This window comes from Vibrio sp. TRT 1302 (assembly GCF_050113875.1).
Taxonomy (GTDB): domain Bacteria; phylum Pseudomonadota; class Gammaproteobacteria; order Enterobacterales; family Vibrionaceae; genus Vibrio.
Map to the genome: position 1 here is coordinate 512,831 of NZ_JBNJOF010000001.1, position 16,259 is coordinate 529,089.

General features: G+C 44.6%; 16 protein-coding genes. 8 read left to right on the top strand and 8 right to left on the bottom strand.

Annotated features, from left to right (window positions below; translation table 11 throughout):
* Positions 1–21 precede the first annotated feature (21 nt).
* Positions 22–1,761 (bottom strand): glycoside hydrolase family 36 protein, encoded by a 1,740-nt coding sequence (locus ACQEXP_RS02410; RefSeq protein ID WP_426967930.1) that lies wholly within the window; start codon positions 1,759–1,761, stop codon positions 22–24.
* A gap of 250 nt (positions 1,762–2,011) precedes the next feature.
* Here ACQEXP_RS02410 and ACQEXP_RS02415 point away from each other — a divergent pair, with 250 nt between their 5' ends.
* The gene (locus tag ACQEXP_RS02415) at positions 2,012–2,890 is read left to right on the top strand and encodes a sulfotransferase family protein (RefSeq protein ID WP_426967932.1); all 879 of its coding nucleotides are present in this window, start codon (positions 2,012–2,014) and stop codon (positions 2,888–2,890) included.
* Positions 2,891–3,023: 133 nt separating this feature from the next.
* Here ACQEXP_RS02415 and ACQEXP_RS02420 read toward each other — a convergent pair whose 3' ends face one another.
* The gene (locus ACQEXP_RS02420) at positions 3,024–4,034 is read right to left on the bottom strand and encodes a porin (protein ID WP_426967934.1); all 1,011 of its coding nucleotides are present in this window, start codon (positions 4,032–4,034) and stop codon (positions 3,024–3,026) included.
* Between the two features lie 373 nt (positions 4,035–4,407).
* Here ACQEXP_RS02420 and ACQEXP_RS02425 point away from each other — a divergent pair, with 373 nt between their 5' ends.
* Positions 4,408–5,154 carry a substrate-binding periplasmic protein gene (locus ACQEXP_RS02425; RefSeq protein WP_426967936.1) on the top strand — a complete coding sequence of 249 codons (747 nt, stop codon included), beginning with the start codon at positions 4,408–4,410 and terminating at the stop codon, positions 5,152–5,154.
* 63 nt (positions 5,155–5,217) lie between these two features.
* Here the strand turns inward: ACQEXP_RS02425 and torA are convergent, their stop codons facing one another.
* From torA to torE, 3 genes are read right to left on the bottom strand one after another with little or no spacing between them, the layout of a single operon-like run.
* Positions 5,218–7,680: a trimethylamine-N-oxide reductase TorA gene (gene torA, locus ACQEXP_RS02430; protein WP_269377199.1), complete on the bottom strand. Its 2,463-nt coding sequence runs from the start codon at positions 7,678–7,680 to the stop codon at positions 5,218–5,220.
* A gap of 24 nt (positions 7,681–7,704) precedes the next feature.
* Positions 7,705–8,889, bottom strand: a complete 1,185-nt coding sequence (gene torC, locus ACQEXP_RS02435; RefSeq protein ID WP_426967938.1) for a pentaheme c-type cytochrome TorC — start codon at positions 8,887–8,889, stop codon at positions 7,705–7,707.
* Between the two features lie 50 nt (positions 8,890–8,939).
* Complete coding sequence (torE, locus tag ACQEXP_RS02440; protein WP_138972439.1) at positions 8,940–9,119, bottom strand: trimethylamine N-oxide reductase system protein TorE; 180 nt, start codon at positions 9,117–9,119, stop codon at positions 8,940–8,942.
* A 443-nt stretch (positions 9,120–9,562) separates the two neighbouring features.
* Between torE and ACQEXP_RS02445 the strand changes: the two genes are divergently transcribed.
* Complete coding sequence (locus ACQEXP_RS02445; protein ID WP_426967940.1) at positions 9,563–10,357, top strand: ABC transporter permease; 795 nt, start codon at positions 9,563–9,565, stop codon at positions 10,355–10,357.
* 220 nt (positions 10,358–10,577) lie between these two features.
* On the top strand, positions 10,578–10,703 hold the full coding sequence (locus ACQEXP_RS02450) for a hypothetical protein (protein WP_426967942.1): 126 nt from the start codon (positions 10,578–10,580) through the stop codon (positions 10,701–10,703).
* A 57-nt stretch (positions 10,704–10,760) separates the two neighbouring features.
* On the opposite strand, the gene focA is transcribed toward ACQEXP_RS02450, so the two are convergent.
* Positions 10,761–11,603, bottom strand: coding sequence for a formate transporter FocA (gene focA, locus ACQEXP_RS02455; RefSeq protein ID WP_269377350.1), 843 nt, complete (start codon positions 11,601–11,603; stop codon positions 10,761–10,763).
* Between the two features lie 670 nt (positions 11,604–12,273).
* Here focA and ACQEXP_RS02460 point away from each other — a divergent pair.
* Positions 12,274–12,507 carry a TIGR02647 family protein gene (locus ACQEXP_RS02460; protein ID WP_138972437.1) on the top strand — a complete coding sequence of 78 codons (234 nt, stop codon included), beginning with the start codon at positions 12,274–12,276 and terminating at the stop codon, positions 12,505–12,507.
* Here the strand turns inward: ACQEXP_RS02460 and ACQEXP_RS02465 are convergent.
* Both ACQEXP_RS02465 and ACQEXP_RS02470 read right to left on the bottom strand, forming a co-directional pair.
* Positions 12,500–13,282: a substrate-binding periplasmic protein gene (locus ACQEXP_RS02465; RefSeq protein WP_426967944.1), complete on the bottom strand. Its 783-nt coding sequence runs from the start codon at positions 13,280–13,282 to the stop codon at positions 12,500–12,502. The genes ACQEXP_RS02460 and ACQEXP_RS02465 overlap by 8 nt on opposite strands.
* Before the next feature lie 66 nt (positions 13,283–13,348).
* Complete coding sequence (locus tag ACQEXP_RS02470) at positions 13,349–13,768, bottom strand: PACE efflux transporter (RefSeq protein ID WP_426967945.1); 420 nt, start codon at positions 13,766–13,768, stop codon at positions 13,349–13,351.
* An 89-nt stretch (positions 13,769–13,857) separates the two neighbouring features.
* Between ACQEXP_RS02470 and ACQEXP_RS02475 the strand changes: the two genes are divergently transcribed.
* From ACQEXP_RS02475 to ACQEXP_RS02485, 3 genes are read left to right on the top strand one after another with little or no spacing between them, the layout of a single operon-like run.
* The gene (locus tag ACQEXP_RS02475; RefSeq protein WP_426967947.1) at positions 13,858–14,745 is read left to right on the top strand and encodes a LysR family transcriptional regulator; all 888 of its coding nucleotides are present in this window, start codon (positions 13,858–13,860) and stop codon (positions 14,743–14,745) included.
* Entirely contained in the window at positions 14,745–15,566 is an 822-nt protein-coding gene (locus ACQEXP_RS02480; protein ID WP_426967949.1) for an NAD(P)H-binding protein, read from the top strand. Before ACQEXP_RS02475 ends, ACQEXP_RS02480 begins: the two co-directional genes overlap by 1 nt.
* A 16-nt stretch (positions 15,567–15,582) precedes the next feature.
* Positions 15,583–16,218, top strand: coding sequence for a YdcF family protein (locus ACQEXP_RS02485; RefSeq protein ID WP_426967951.1), 636 nt, complete (start codon positions 15,583–15,585; stop codon positions 16,216–16,218).
* The last annotated feature ends 41 nt before the right edge of the window (positions 16,219–16,259 follow it).

Sequence of the window (16,259 nt, forward strand, 5' to 3'; positions counted from 1 at the left end):
CATGTTAAAGCACTCTTTGTGCTATATCGAGGTAATTATCGCTCGGCTTGATAAGCCTGACTCAAGACTCACTTCAATGACGGGGGTTGGCTCTACCACCAACTTCTCTCCGCTCCAGTAGTCGTACCAATAGACAGGTTGATCCGCCGTTAGAGTGATGTCACGTGCCGCTTGCTGATAATTAAACAGACAGTGTAATTCGTTTCTATCTGTCAGAGGTAAATAAGCGTGATGGAGATTTAACGCAGTAAAGCGCGCCGCTTCCTGACAGTGTTTGTGCCTTAGCATCAGTTTACTTAACGAACGTTGAGCAAAAGGGGTCAGTTCGGTTAACGGATCGCCTGATAGTAATAGGCCGCCAGAGGCGAGTAAAACGTCACGGTGGAACTCGTAACTTTGTCTTTCTGCGGCTTGATTAGCAAGAGAAACAAACGTGGCACAATCTGGATCGCACTGCCAAAGCTTACGGTGCTGCCAACTGCGATAGAAAGTCTCTTTGGCGATCTGTTCGAAGCGACGTTCGTTCCTCTCAACATCATCAGAGACCCGCATCGCGTCCACCAGACCAATAGATGGCCACATCGGCGCATTGCAGCCTAAGATCAAACCATCACCCACACCTTCTGCGATCGCTTCCATCCCAAGACGATAGGCTTCCACGCCAGTTACTCCGCTCTGGCTTCTTTTGCCTTTGAGCGTGCCCCAATAGTTTGCATCAAGCTTAAACAGTTCCACTCCCCATTCTTCTCTCATCACTTTAACAACATGGGTCAAGTGAGCCTGAACCTCTGGGTGAGTCGTATCGAGAATGTACCAAGGCGTACATCGCCAACCAGCATAGGTTACATCATCGGCTTTGAGCAGGCTATTATCTTGATGACGTACAAACCAATCAGGGTGGTTTTTGAAAACCTCTGACTCTGGCTGAGCAATAAAAGGCGCTAACCAGATTGCTGGTTTTTTCCCAGCCGATTTAATCCGAGCAATAACGTTTTTAATTCCCGACGGAAACTTGTCAGAAGGGGTTAGCCAATCTCCCATAAAAGCCTGATACCCATCATCAAGCAAAACGTAATCTAGTTGACCAAGTTTGCCCTGCATCTTTTCTAGATTGTCGTAGATATTTTGTTGGTTCACTTCCGCATAATAGGCATACCAAGAACACCAGCCGATAGGCGAAGGTTTTGTCACGCCAGCCCTTGGTGTGTGATGCTGTGCAATCAAATCAGTAAAGTCACTATATAGACGAGACAGTGACTCGCCTTGTAAGCAGACAAGAGACTCTAACTGGTTGGTCGCCCAATCCAGTGGATAAGTGTTTTCTCCATCCAAATACGCATTGATCATCAGACCGCATTCAGACTCTTCAATCTCAAAATAGCCCGCAAAGCGGTGGCATGACGTAAAGCCAAACAAGTTGTAGCCCTGAGAATCTTCAATCACCAAATAGTTGTAATAACGTTTATTGGCACTGCTCGGGTAGATACGGTAGCTCAGGCTATTATCAGGACAACGCCCAATGTCGATTGGCTCATCCACTGTCCCCGTGGTTTGCGCCAGCATTTGAAAGCCATCCCCCAGCAATACAGCGCTGCGCTCAAAATTGAATTCCGTCTGGCACAGTAAGAACCGTTCATCAAACTTGTCATTGCTCAGACCCTGGAAAGAGAATGAAAGCTGATTTTGATTTTGGGTGATTTGAATTTGGTAACTTGGGACTAGGACTTTGCGACCATTGGCAAGTTCTAACTGCTGGGCCATATCAATACTCTGAAGAAAACTGGAACCCGTCCATTACAGCACTCGCCTATTTTATTGTCCATTTCATCAACAGTACAAAAGCGTACTCTCATCACGTTTCGGATTTTTATCGCTTCAGTCCAAGTTTCAAATTGATATGCATTTTAAAAACACAGCAATAAATTTTACATATCTAACTGATATAACGAGATTAATTCTATGGTCTAACACTTGCTTGATATGGAAAACAGATCACTTTTAGGACAGGCTCATGAAATCAATTGCGAACCCAATTATATTTATTGGCCCTGGTCGCTCGGGCTCAACCATTATCTCTGAAGTTGTTCTAGCGCATCGACAACTCGGCGGGCCAAGTAACTACACAGAGTGGTATCCATCACTTCCTGTATTGGCGCTACTGTCTCGATGCGTTAATAACGACTATTGGCTTATTCATGGTGTTAAAGCCCAATTGAATAAGACAATGCCATTCAACCATTTAATTCCACGTCCCGCGGAAGCTTGGTCTTTCTGGCAAAAACAGACTCGATCAGACATCGATTTTAGCCGCAACTTTCTTATCAACAAACGCGCTACAAGTCGTGAGAGACAAAATATTCATCGTGCCTTCGCCCGGTTGCTGATGCTGCAAGGAAAGCCTCGTCTCGGCTTGAAATTGACCGGCCCTGGACGAATTGAATATCTGCACAGCCTGTTTCCCGATGCGTATTTTATCAACGTCGTGAGAGATCCTTGTGCAACAGTGAATTCACTGCTGAATGTGCCTTTTTGGCAGCAACAGGGAGCCAAACAGCTATGGTGGGAAGGGGCTTACTCAAGTGAGGAGTTAAAAACGTACCAACAGATCCGTCACGATCCCGTTGCAGGTACTGCTTTTCAACTTAATAAGGTATTGGAAACGACCCGAAGGGAAATGGAATATTGTGGGGTCAATGCGCTAACGATCCATTATGAAGACTTTATCGCCAATCCCGTCTATACCACCCGTAAGATTTTAGGCTTCTGTCATTTAAGCAATGACAGTCGTGTCGCGCAGAGACTCAATACCTGTCAGGTGATTAATCGCAATCAGCAAACATGCCAAAATCTCGCGCTAACAAACAAAGTACGGCAATGGTGTCCAAGCTAACTATTTTATCGGTAGAAACGAAACAGCCCTCCATCTCCGGAGGGCAAAAAGGCAGTGGATTATTGCGCAAAGCTTCCTGCTTTATAACAAACGGCCTGCAATGCAGGCCGTAAAAATAAGAGCCTAAACTTGATTAGAAGTCGTAAGCAACTTTGAAGAACGCTTCTAGATCATCGTTGCCGTTTTCGTCAGTTAGGTCAACTTTGAAATCTACTAGCGTAGAAAGCTTGTTAGTGATTTGGTAAGACGCACCGAAGTTAGTGTACTGCGTATCGAAGTCATTCGCAGCGTAACCTTCTTGGTGTGCGTAGCCGATTGCTAGGTACAGTTTATCCATAGTGTAGCCAGCAGATGCGCTGTACAGCATTGAGTCGTCGCCGTTGAATTTTTCATGTTGAGCAACGTTTGCACCAATCGCGATATCACCAAAGTTAACCACACCATTAACTAGCATGATTTGCTCGATGCCGTCTTTGCTGTTTTTCTCGTCGTTGTTTTCGTAACCAGCGTTAACTTGGAACTTGTCATTTTGGTAACCAACGTAACCGTTGAAACCTTTTTGGCCAGTCGCGTCTGCTTCGCGGTCACCGTAGTAAGAAATCGCGTATTTGAAGCCTTCTTTGATACCTTCAAACTTAACCACTTGGTTTACATCTGAAGCATCAGAAGCTGAAGCGCCGAATTCAATTGTTAGGTCTGCTGCACCGTCAACTGCATCTAGCGCAGAATCATTTGCGTAACCGATAGTCGCAACACCAAAACCAGTCTTGTAACCAACCCAAGCGTCGATCACAGTGAAGTTTGCGTCCATAGAAGAATAGTCATCAGCTAGGTCAAATTCACCCGCGAATTGACCAAGAACGTTACCTTTCTGGTAGTTTACGAATAGGTCAAAACCCGTTACGCCACCGTTATAGAATTCTTGCTTTTTATCAGTTTTGTTACCATTCTCGTCTTTCTCGTAACGACCTTCTTGGTAATAACCACCAACTGCCACTTGACCACCTACAGAGAACTCGTCACCAGATAGGATAAGGTCGATAATTGATTCACGTGCACGCTCAGATACATCTTGGTTTACATCGTTAGCGAACGCTGAACCAGCAACAAGAGAAAGTGCTACTGCTAATACTGTCTTTTTCATTTTTATTTGTTCCTATATATTTTTATTTATGAGCGTCATACACCATCTGCTCGCTCTGATGGCAGAAACTATTCGCCCTGCTGATAATTAACAAATAAAACAATCGAAAAAGAACTAAGAAATCATAATGCGCAATCGTTAAAAATCTAACAAAAGCTAAAAATAGTGCACCTTTTAGTCATTAACGGCGATAAATTTAGATAAAGATCACAATAATTGTAAGTTTTTATCTAAACATTTTAAAAACTAATGGGTTAGTAAAGTTCAAAAATAATTAATTCATTTTCTCAGCCAATGAGACAATCAAGAAAAACTCTTTCGCTTCACACGTGTCGACTAAACTCAAAAGTACAGTCAATAAAGAGTAACCCTTTTGTTTACAAGCCGTCTTAAGCTCACCGTTTGCATCACATTGAGTCTATGGGCAAGCTCCACTGCTGCAGAAACCTTACATGCAGCCCAAACAGCTTGGCCTCCGTTTATCATGGATTCTCCCATCGGCAAAGGCATCGCCCATGACATGGTCGTTACGGCTCTCACCTCTTCAGGTTACAAAGTTCAATTTACCGAGAAGCCTTGGGCAAGAATTCTCAAAGAGACCATCAAAGGCAAAAACGACGTCATTATCGCAATATGGAAAACGGAGGAGCGAGAAAAGACCTTTCTGTTTACGCAGCCTTACATGTATAGCCAAATGGCCGTTGTTTCGTTGCGAAAGAGCAACTTCAAGTTCAAGTCCTTAGAGAGCTTTAAAGATAAGCGCGTTGCTCTGATTAACGGTTACGCCTATGCGGGAAATCTACTTGAGTATGACCAAATGGAGCCAGTTATATCGATCGACCTTCCGAACAGCATTCGCCTTGTCCTCACTGAAAGAGCTGATGCTTTGGTTACCGATGAAGTGGTAGGAGAATGGACGATTAAAGAAATGGGGATAGATAGAGAACAACTCGCTTTTAGCGACGTTTACCTCGACTCGACGCCCTTGTACGCTGCGGTACGCAAGAGCCACCCACAAGCAGAACAAATTGTCGAGGCACTAAACAAATACTTCGACCGACAGGCCGCACAAGAATTACAGAGCCTAAAAACACGCTATGGGCTGAACAATAAACGTTAAATGTCAAAAAACGAGCAAAAAAATACCAGCCTATTGGCTGGTATTTTTATCTGTTCGACGTGATTAAGCCACTTCGATTGGACCACCGAATGAGGTTACTGGCGGTACTTTGCCAGTGAACTTCTCAAAGTCTACGATACATGTGTTCGCAGATGTTGCCTGAGCAAGCTCAGATGAGCCGATGTCCATAGTCAATGTGTTTGGATCGCCGTAAGTACAGATTGCGCCCTCTTTCTCGTTCAGAGGACCATACCAAGCACCTTCTTCGATACGAACAACACCACGAGGGTAGCTATCTGTAACAACTGCACCCGCTAAAAGTTGGCCACGGTCGTTGAATACACGAACTAAATCGCCATCTTTAATGCCTTTTGCTTTCGCATCAGCAGGGTTGATGTAGATAGGTTCACGGCCTTGAACCGCGTAAGTCGCACGGAACTCTTCCGATTCACACATCTGAGAGTGAAGACGCTTATCTGGGTGACACGATTGTAGCCAGTACGGGTGTTTGTCTGAACCAGGACCACCGTGAGAACGCTCTGTCTTCTCGAACCACATTGGGTGCTCTTGACAGTGTTCATAGCCGTAACGACCGATCTTACGAGAAGTAATCTCTAGGAAACCTGATGGAGTACCTAGCGGGTTAATCTCCGGATCTTTACGGAAGTCTGCGTGGCGAACCCAAGGCTGGCCTTCACCAAAGTCTAGTACGCTCTTCTCCCAGAACTCTGCAAATTCTGGCATTTCGAACTTACCTTTGTTGGCATCACGACAATCGTTGTAAAGGCTCTCAATCCACTCCATTTCGCTCATGCCACGAGTGTACTCGTCACGGCGACCAAAACGTTGAGTCAGCTCACTCATGATTTGGAAGTCAGGCTTAGATTGGAACAGAGGATCCACTAAGCGGTGCATAGCAATCAGACCTTTGCTTGAGTAAGAACCGTACACGTCGATGTCGTTACGTTCCCACTGCGTACAAGCAGGCAGTACGATATCTGAGAAACGACACGTTGCTGTCCAAGCAAACTCAATCGTGACCACAGTTTGAAGCTTTTTGAATGCTTTCTTCATGCGGTTGCGATCTTGGTGGTGGTGCCAAGGGTTGTTACCCGAAATCACCATCATCTTGAAGTCTGGTAGCTTAACTTTACCGCCGTTGTAATTGATCTCTTTACCAGGCTCTAATAGACAGTCGATCCAACGTGCAACCGGAATAGTACGGCTGTAACCATTGAAGTCGTTGTTGTCCCATTTCGGTTTCATACCTTGGTCAAGGTTACGTGGGAAACCACCAGGGCCAGCAAAACCAGTCGATGGCACACCGATACTTGAGTAGTGGTGACCGTAAGAGATACCGCCGCCAGGTAGACCGATTTGACCAACCATAGCTGCAACAACAGCCGCTGCCCAGTAAGGCTGCTCACCGTGTTCTTGACGTTGAATACACCAGCCCATAAGGATCTGAGTACGACCATTAACCAGCATACGAGCAAATTCACGAATCTTGTCTGCTTTAACGCCACAGATTTCCTCTGCCCATTCAGGAGTTTTAACAACTTTATCTTTTGTCTCACCCTGAACGTACTGAATAAACTCGTTGAAACCTAGACAGTAAGTCTCAATGAACTTCTTATCGTAAAGGTTTTCGTTGTAAAGCACGTGAGCAACAGCCAGCATGAATGCAACGTCTGTCATTGGGTTAATGTACAGGTGGTCGTTTTCTAGGTAGCGTTGAGTCTTGTTCTTAACTGGGTCAACAGACAGAACGTTGATCTCACCTTTAGCGACTTTTTCTTTCAACTGAGCCAAGTACTTGTATGACTCGTGAGTCTCACAGTTCCAACCTACTTGTAGGTTTTTCACTGGGTCATTTGCCCACAAGATGATGTTGTCAGAATTATCTAAAATCTCTGACCAAGATGTACCTTGCGCGTATACCTCGGTAGAACCTAGAACGTACGGCAGAATGGTTTGACCCGCACCAGTCGAGTAGTCACCCACTTTAGTGATGTAGTTACCATGCATGCCAACCGCACGTTGCATGTGTGCTGTACAGTTGTTGAACGAACCAGTTTGGTTCCAACCCGTTTGACCTGCGTGTAAAGCCCATGGACCGTAGTCTTTCTGTACGCGCTCTAGCTCACGATAGAACAAGTCTAACGCTTCGTCCCAAGTCACTCGGATAAAACGGTTGTTACCGCGTGTCTCCGCACTGTATTTGTGCTTCTTCAACCAATCTAGACGTACCATTGGGTAACGCACACGTGATGGGCTGTAGATAATGCCTTTGATACCGTTAAGCATCTCTGTTGGGTTCTTATCTAACTCTAGCGGCTTGATCTCTTGAACTTTACCCGCGTAGATGTGGGCGCGGAACGCGCCCCAGTGTGAACCTGTCACTTTCCAAGTGCCCACGGTCTCAGCTGCGTTTGCAGAAGCAGACGCTAACAAGCTCGGACCGATTACTGACGCCGCACTTGTCGTTGCAACGCCTTTAAGAAAACTTCTTCGTGTAATAGCCATTTAAATTACTCCATCCGACGCTTATTAGTGGTGACCTTCAGCATAATCTGAAGAGTGCTTCTGTAGATATTTCAGGATAAGTGCTTCGCTATCTGTATCTAGGTTAACGAACGCAAGCATACCGTCAAACATACCAGGCCATGTGTTGGCATCAAAGTGCGCTTCAGCTGGCTGTGTATGACAGACTGAACAGTTTGTCTTGTACGCTTCCTTCGATTTTTCCCACACAGGAGTGATGTCGTTCAGCATAGATTCTTTCTTAATCCATACTTTCGCAGCCACTTTCTCCCAAGGAAGACCCGTTAGTTCGTCAACTCGCTTCTCGCCTGTTGTCACCACGTTGTTGTCTGTTGATGCTTCTTTAAGAAGTGAAGCAACGGCAATGTTTTTGCCGAAATCTTCTTGAATCACGCGACCAAAGCCTTTCGCTTTGCGCCAGCCATCGATTTCGATTTCAGCAAAGTCACCTTTGTCTGCTATCACTTTAACCGTAGATGCAGGGTTTAGTAGACCCGCTTCTTGAGTACCTTCAGCATCGAAGTAAACTGGCAAGTGACGAACACTCACTAGTGACTGACCAACACCATAGTTAGTATTGGATGCCAATGCTTCTAAATCACCAACGATACCGCCAATGCTGTCCATACCTGCTGGTAGCTTGTGAGCAATACCTTTATGACAGTCAACACAACTTTGATCTTTTTCTGCTGCTTGTTTCATCTGGATACGTGCAGTCGGAGACATTTGCTCGAAGTCCATAGATTCGTAGTTGTGACAGTTTTTACACTCTAGCGATTTGTTCGCAGAGAAACGATCCCACTCGTGCTTAGCAAGTTCAATACGACGCTCCTCGAATACTCCTGGTTCATCGTAGTTACCAAATACTTGAGCGAACACTTCTTTTGAAGCCTGCATCTTACGAGCGATTTTGTCAGTCCAGTTGTGTGGTACGTGACAATCTGGACAAGTCGCGCGAACACCAGAGTGGTTTTTCCAGTGAACGGTTTCTTGAAGCTCTACGTATACGTTGTCACGCATGGTGTGGCAGCTGACACAGAACTCTTCAGTGTTAGTCGCTTCCAAAGCAGTGTTAAAGCCACCCCAGAAGATAACACCCGCAATAAAGCCGCCCATAGTCAGCACACCTAGGCTGATATGAACTGCAGGGCGTGTCATGGTACGCCACAGTTTAATGATCAATGATTTCATGTTTTGCTCTCTTAAAATCTTTTTAAAAATGTGGAATTGAGCTCATTGGCCTACATGCCATGAGCACCTGGAGGACCCATAAAGAATACTTGCAGCATCCACACTAGGAATCCGTAACCGCCTACGAACGCCACACTTAAAACAGGGAAGAGAACAACCGCGATGAAGAGGAATGACTTCCACTCCAGAGAGCGTTTTTCACCACTCTCGATTTTATTAACATCACTCATACATTTGCCTATTTTGTATCTAGTGTTATTGGTTAGCTTTATCGAATAAGCTAAAGTTTTTTTACAATCTCTAAAGAGAAATGTTAGACCATACTCTTAGTAGGGTTCAATCAATTCCGGACGTTCTGCCCTTGTTATCCAACACTTTTTTGAGCTCATCCAGAGTTGTGTTTAATTGCATTCTGATGTGTCAATATGCGCCTAAATATGAAAAATTGTTAACAGTAAACAAGTTGTTAAAACCACTCATTTTGCGCATCATTTAGTCAACGATTGTTAACATATACCACTTTAGAGGCACACATTTCTCGTGCTAACCTTAGCCCATTTGTAACGGTAATGTAGCTAAAATGAGTGCTTTTTCTTATGTTTACCGAATTCAAGACAAGGCGAGGTTGTTCTGTAGTCTGATAAACTAGCGACGGGCTAATTGAGGGAAAATTATGGGCAGTGTTATAGACATTGATTGGCTGGTTTTGGCGATATTTTTTAGTTTGTTAGTTATCCCACTACTTTGCGACCACTACTACCAGCTTGATCTAGGTAAGGATATTTTCATCAGTGTGGCACGTATGACATTGCAGCTTATACTGGTCGGCATCTATCTTGAATACTTATTTACTATCAATAGCTTAATTGTAAATTTACTGTGGCTGATACTCATGTTGCTCATAGGTTCCAGTGCCATCATTAGTAAAGCCAAATTGCCCGCCTCTAGGCTCATGCTGCCTATCACCACAGGTTTGGTTGTGGGGCTTTTCCCGATACTTTCAATTATCACGTTGTTGGTCATCAAACCCATCCCGCTGTTTAATGCTCAATATTTAATTCCCCTTGCAGGTATGCTTTTGGGTAACTCTATGAGTGGTAATATCGTCTCTATGCAGACCTTTTTCTCAGCACTCGACACTCGTCGTAGTGAATACGAAGCCGCGTTGTCTTTAGGCGCATCCCCACATTACGCTACTCAGCCCTTTGTGCGTGATGCGATTCGTCGTTCACTCGCTCCGACCATTGCCACAATGGCTACGACAGGTTTGGTTACCCTACCGGGAATGATGACTGGACAAATTTTGGGCGGTGCAAGTCCTATCATCGCCATTAAATATCAGTTAATGATCATGGTTGCGATCTTTGTGATGATGACGATTTCTATCGTCTCTGCGCTCAAGCTGACGGTGAGAAACTGTATTAGCAAGGAAGGACGTATACTGGTTCACATCCCATCTACCGAATGATCTCGTAAGTCGTTTCAATGGGATGTTAGATCTTATCCACAGATTCTGTGGATAACCGTGGTGATACATCAATTACAACTGGTCTATCCAGAGCTTACAGAGACGTCAATAAAAAATTTTCTTTGCATTCATGCGCATAAAATTTAATTCACGCAACGTAATAATCTTGTCATCTGACCCGCTTAGGTTGTCACTCAGGACTTACTAGAGGGATAAAGTAATGTATTTCAACGGCAGTGACGCTACCAATACGGATAGTGAGAATAGTGATTTTCGTGACTGGCTAAAAGATGAGCCAAGAGAGATTCAGGCGTTAGATGAATGGCTGGGTGTCGAATATCGATAAGCTGTTTTGCTACTAAAAAGGCTCACAAATGTGAGCCTTTTATCAAGAGATATGCGGTTAGTCTCTCAGATAGATCAACCAGTACCACATTCCGACAAACACGCCGCCGCCAATAATGTTGCCTAGTGTCACTGGAATTAGGTTGTTAGTAATAAAATCGATCATGTTCAGGTCGGCATAATCAGCAATATTCGCCCCCGTCATTTGCCAAAACTCAGCTGGAGCAAAATACTTGATGCCGATAGCCATTGGCACTTGGAACATGTTCGCAATACAGTGTTCAAATCCGGCAGATACGAACATCGCGACAGGCAAAATCATCACCGCAATTTTGTCGGTAAGTGTACGTCCACTAAAGGTCATCCATACAGCGACACAGACTAGTACGTTACACATTACCCCCAAAGCAACAGCGGATAAAAACGTGTGATGTAGCTTGTGCTGGGAAATCGCCATTGCGTTAAGGCCAACCTGACCATGGTCAAACATGTACTGTTTGGTCATCAACATACAAACGACAAGCAACAAGGCGCCAATAAGGTTTCCACCGTAGACAACCAGCCAGTTCTTAAACAGCATTTTCCACGTAATCTTGCCACTGGCACGCGCCACTAAGGTCAAAACAGAACTGGTAAACAGCTCCCCACCCGTCACCACCACAAGGATCAGACCTAAACTGAAGGCAAGGCCACCCAGCAGTCGTGTGATACCCCAAGGCAGGTCACCTGCACCTGTTGTTACTATGGTATAGAACACAAATGCGATACCAATATGGATACCTGCGGAGATCGCCAATAGGAATGATTTAACAGGATCTTTCGTTGCTTTGCCTACGCCAATTTCTGCCGCACGCTCAGCCATTTGAGGAGGTAATAATGAATCAAACTGATTGAGATTTATCATCGGGAAACATTTTGCAACATATGGGTTAGTGGGCGCGGATAATTACGTGAATTGTGATCAAATTCAAGCGTTAAATCATTCAAGTAGACAAAATCTTTTTCACCTCATGAAAACTAAGGCTAATACAAAGATAAATTTAGATAAATGCTCACCAAATCAATTGTAAATAGCATTTAAAATCATAAACTTAAACATCAATTACTACTAAAGTAGAGAGCTATTCATTGTTTTAGTTTGAATATTCATAATAACAAACTTTATTATGCTTGTTGGCTATTAGACATTAGTATAGCGACCCATTTCGCCTGCCATGTACGTGAATCAGAGCATTGCGTAAGATGCAGCGTATTCCCGTATTGAAAGGGAGCGCAAGTAATAGCACAACTTGTCTCAAGAAAGTGCGTGGAGTATTTGGTAGTAAGATCATATTAGATCTTGAAATCCCTAACATTAGGGAGATTGTCCCTGATACTGAATACCCAATATTCCGCTTAGCAGATAATTCTTTGATTCTGATCTAGTCTCTCTTCGATTGCACAGCAGATAACCAATTTCGTTCTATCCTGTTATTAAAGTAAGGCTTGGATAACATTTCTCAACTCATTGAGTTGCCGATTCACATCATCCTGATTACCTTGAATCCAGTACGTTCGATAAGGAATTAATTATGAAATTTACGCCTGACCATATGGCTGAACTTAATCTCTTGCTTCAGTTTGATATCAGTAGTGCTGCAACCGGTATTAAAGTTCACCATGACGCTTCTGAAGAGATGCAGGCGGCTGTACAGCGCCTATATGAGAAAGGGTTGTGTACACTTCCTGATGGTGGCTACTTAACTGACGAAGGTATTGAAATGGCTGAACACGCAGACAAAGCACTGCGCGTACTTTCTAGTTAGTTTCTTGCATACCTTGCTCTGAGGCGGGCAATGTGACCCCGAGCAGTTGGGTCTGGTTATATTGTTCTATGATTGCCTCAACATCGATCTTCTCTAGACCTTGATTGAAGATAGCACGCCAGTTGTTCCCTTCTGGCGTGTTTTTGAATGCAAGATAGAGCAACTTACTCTCCAACATCCTACTGTTCATCCTAATCATCTTCGACAGCATCTTCTCACGCGGGTCGATACGGATTAAATAATCTAAAACGTTCGCGTCAATGACTGCGGCATCTAATCGTCCCTTTGCCACTTTGTGGATATTGAGAGTGTCATTGGCAGAGGCTTCGACCTGAATTAAACCTTGGCTGACCATGTCATCAAACTGTTTTGTGTTGATGTACCCTTGAACCACTCCAATTCGCAACATCTGCAAGTCTTCAAGTTGGCTCCAAGAGATAGGCCACTTAACATTCTCCACCAGTCCTAATGGACCACTACCTATGGGGGCAGAAAAGACAAACTCACTGGTTTCAAAATAATACTCAGGAAAATAACCGATATACTGATCTTTTTTCGATGCTAAAGCGACAGTCCGTACCCAAGGTTTAAATTCAACCACCAGCTCATACCCCATTGCCGAAAAAGCGGCTCGGGCAATAGCCACTGAGAATCCATTGTCAGGCAATGACTCACCAGAATATGGCGGCCAGTCTAGCGACGTCATATACACCCTCGGTGCGGGTTGAATCGCCAAGGAATAGAGTAACAGACAGACAAGGAGCAGCCACTTCATACTTATCTAGGTCTCCACCAAGACGGGTAAGACACTCTTTAATAATAGGACGCTCTCCGTATTGCGCTAAACTCTTGCTGTTAACCATCTATAGGGTTGCACTCGGTCATAACACCAGTTGAATCCAGTCGCGTAGAAAAAGAAAAACACGAGAAACCCTGCTTCCAACATTATCGCTTCTAGAAGCCCAATGGCTAAAAACCATGCAATGCTCGGCACCGTAATAAAAATCAGCCCACCTTCAAAACCGAAGGTGTGCAGCAAGCGTACTCGGAACGTTCGTTGTTGGCGGGGAACAGCACAGAGCCGATCAAATGCGATGTTGTAGGCGTAATTCCAAATCACGGTAAAAAGACTCAGTCCAATCCCTACCAACGCTAAGTCACTGGTTCCTTTTCCAGTAATCAAGGACGTCACTGGGATAATGATCGCTAGGGCGAGTGCCTCAAAGGATACTGCGTGAAAAATACGTTCTTTAGTCTGCATCTTAATATCTCTGTTTGATCTCAACTTGGAGTGACATCATCATCTATAATCAAGATACTAAAAAGTTAGTTACCATCAGTAAAAGTGATATGTTTAGTATTGAGCAACTTTCAGCCTTTACCGCTACCGTCGAAACTGGATCATTTTCAGCCGCCGCTCGCAAGCTTAATAAAGTGCAGTCTGCGGTGAGTCAGCATGTAATGAATTTAGAAATCGACTGCGGGACGGAACTGTTTCATCGTCAAGGTCGTTACCCAGTCCTGACAGAGGCAGGGAAACAATTACTCCCCCACGCCAACGCGACTCTCAGGCAGCATCAACGTTTGATTGAGTGCAGCAATAGCCTGCTCGCTCCACAAGAGCAAGCGATCACCATTGCCATTGATGAAGGGATTCCGTTAGCCAATTTCACAGGCGTACTTGAACAGGTAACAAGCCAATACCCCCATCTAAAGGTTGAGATACTGGTCTCTTCAAGTACCGACATTCTCGATATGGTGACCGAAAAAAGAGCAACAACCGGATTAATTTTCTCAGAGATCAACACCCCTGCCTGCATTGATTTCGAATCGATTGGCCACGTTGAATTTGATCTGTATGTGAGTCAGAAACATCCCCTTGCAATGCAAACATCTGCCAATGTCGATCAACTGTTGCTTCATCGCCAATTGTTGTTACGCTCTAGAAATAACAAAGTCAGCGGATTTCAGCAGGCATACAGCCCCGATATTTGGTACGCAGATAGCTACCACGTATTATTAGGCTTGATCGCTCAAGGCTTTGGCTGGGGATTTTTACCTACTCATATCGCAGCCAATGCTTGTGAAGAAAAACAGATTAAGCGAATTCCAATCGAGTTTGAGCAGCTACAATGGCAAGCCAATGTCGATGTTGTTCAGCACCAAGGGTTCGCCAACAAACCAGTACACAAACTTCTTCGTACAGAGCTTCGTACGCTCCTATCAGGGACGAAATAATGAAAAAGATAACTATCGTAGGCGGAGGCTGGTTAGGTAAACCACTTGGCCAGTACTTGACCTCTATTGGACACAGTGTCCATGTCAGCAAAACGACACCAGAGGGCGTGAAGGAACTTGAACAACTCGGTATCAATAGTTTCGTCGCTAACCTAGCGAATGGCAGTAAAGATCTCGACCAACAGCTCAGTTCAACTCCAACTGACATCGTTATTGGCTGTTTCCCTCCGGGTTTTCGCAAACAGAGTGGTCAAGACTACCTTGGGAATTGGCAAACGCTAATTGCATCTGCGCAAAACAATGGGGTTCAACGGGTTGTCATGGTGAGTTCTACCACTGTGTACCCTAACCTTGCTCAAGAGATGGTCGAGGAGGATGCGACTCTGGATAAAAGTATCGATAATCCTGAGTTTAGTGACAATGCCAAGATCATGTTGCAGGCTGAGCATCACCTAATTCATTCTGGGCTCAGCTACGCAATTGTTCGTTGCAGTGGATTGGTTGGCCCCAACCGACATCCCTCTAGATTCGCGGCGATGTTAAAACAAGTTAGCGACCAAGCTCCTGCTAACATGCTTCATTTGCACGATGCTGTAGGTGTTGTAAGTTTTATGGCCCTGAACAGCATAGATACCACTGTCAACGCCACCACCCCGAACACGGTGAGTAAAGCAGAATACTATCAGGCAGCGTTAGACAGTGTTGAGAGCGATAACAAGCTGCCCACTCTCGTGCATGTCCCAGACAAACGCATCGTCGCCGATAAACTTATTTCCTTAGGTTATCGCTTTCATTTTCAACACACCTTGGATGCACTCTAGAAAAGGTCGACATCTTATGAGTCAATTAAAACTCTACCAGCAGATTGAACATTTATGGCAGTACATGCAGCTTTCAGACACCTTACAACGGTCTGATTGCATCTTTGTGCTTGGCAGCAACGATATCCGCGTTGCGGAGCATGCGGCTCAACTCTATCTTGCAGGATGGGCGTCTAAAATCATCTTTTCGGGGGGCGTTGGCCGATTAACTGAAGGTGTTTTTACTTCTAGTGAAGCCCAGACTTTTGCCGATTACGCGAAAGATCTTGGTGTACCAGCGGCTGACATTATTGTTGAAGATAAAGCGACCAACACAGGTGAAAATGTTCGTTTCACCTACCAGTTATTGCAAAATCTAGGGCTAAATTTTGAGTCGTTTATCTTGGTTCAAAAGCCGTACATGGAGCGACGTACCTACGCGACTTTCGTTAAGCAGTGGCCGACGCCTTGTCAGCACATTTGTGTCACATCACCCAAAACCACTTTCTGTGATTACTTCAACGAGGACATTGACCTCACAACGACAGTGACAGCAATGCTGGGAGATTTCGAGCGAATTAAAGACTATCCCAAGCTTGGTTTCCAAATTGAACAATCCATTCCAACAAGTGTAGAAAGTGCATATCAGGCGGTGAAATCTGTTTTTGGTTAACGACCCAGCTTGAAGCCGATAAACAAAAAGCCAGAGCAATG

Bases quoted from the DNA above. Each gene is read 5' to 3' on its own strand.
- ACQEXP_RS02420 (WP_426967934.1), bottom strand. From the start codon at position 4,034: ATGAAAAAGACAGTATTAGCAGTAGCACTTTCTCTTGTTGCTGGTTCA.
- ACQEXP_RS02470 (WP_426967945.1), bottom strand. From the start codon at position 13,768: ATGCAGACTAAAGAACGTATTTTTCACGCAGTATCCTTTGAGGCACTC.
- ACQEXP_RS02485 (WP_426967951.1), top strand. From the start codon at position 15,583: ATGAGTCAATTAAAACTCTACCAGCAGATTGAACATTTATGGCAGTAC.
- torC (WP_426967938.1), bottom strand. From the start codon at position 8,889: ATGAAATCATTGATCATTAAACTGTGGCGTACCATGACACGCCCTGCA.
- ACQEXP_RS02450 (WP_426967942.1), top strand. From the start codon at position 10,578: ATGTATTTCAACGGCAGTGACGCTACCAATACGGATAGTGAGAATAGT.
- ACQEXP_RS02465 (WP_426967944.1), bottom strand. From the start codon at position 13,282: ATGAAGTGGCTGCTCCTTGTCTGTCTGTTACTCTATTCCTTGGCGATT.
- ACQEXP_RS02445 (WP_426967940.1), top strand. From the start codon at position 9,563: ATGGGCAGTGTTATAGACATTGATTGGCTGGTTTTGGCGATATTTTTT.
- ACQEXP_RS02475 (WP_426967947.1), top strand. From the start codon at position 13,858: ATGTTTAGTATTGAGCAACTTTCAGCCTTTACCGCTACCGTCGAAACT.
- ACQEXP_RS02410 (WP_426967930.1), bottom strand. From the start codon at position 1,761: ATGGCCCAGCAGTTAGAACTTGCCAATGGTCGCAAAGTCCTAGTCCCA.
- torE (WP_138972439.1), bottom strand. From the start codon at position 9,119: ATGAGTGATGTTAATAAAATCGAGAGTGGTGAAAAACGCTCTCTGGAG.
- ACQEXP_RS02415 (WP_426967932.1), top strand. From the start codon at position 2,012: ATGAAATCAATTGCGAACCCAATTATATTTATTGGCCCTGGTCGCTCG.
- torA (WP_269377199.1), bottom strand. From the start codon at position 7,680: ATGGCTATTACACGAAGAAGTTTTCTTAAAGGCGTTGCAACGACAAGT.
- ACQEXP_RS02480 (WP_426967949.1), top strand. From the start codon at position 14,745: ATGAAAAAGATAACTATCGTAGGCGGAGGCTGGTTAGGTAAACCACTT.
- ACQEXP_RS02460 (WP_138972437.1), top strand. From the start codon at position 12,274: ATGAAATTTACGCCTGACCATATGGCTGAACTTAATCTCTTGCTTCAG.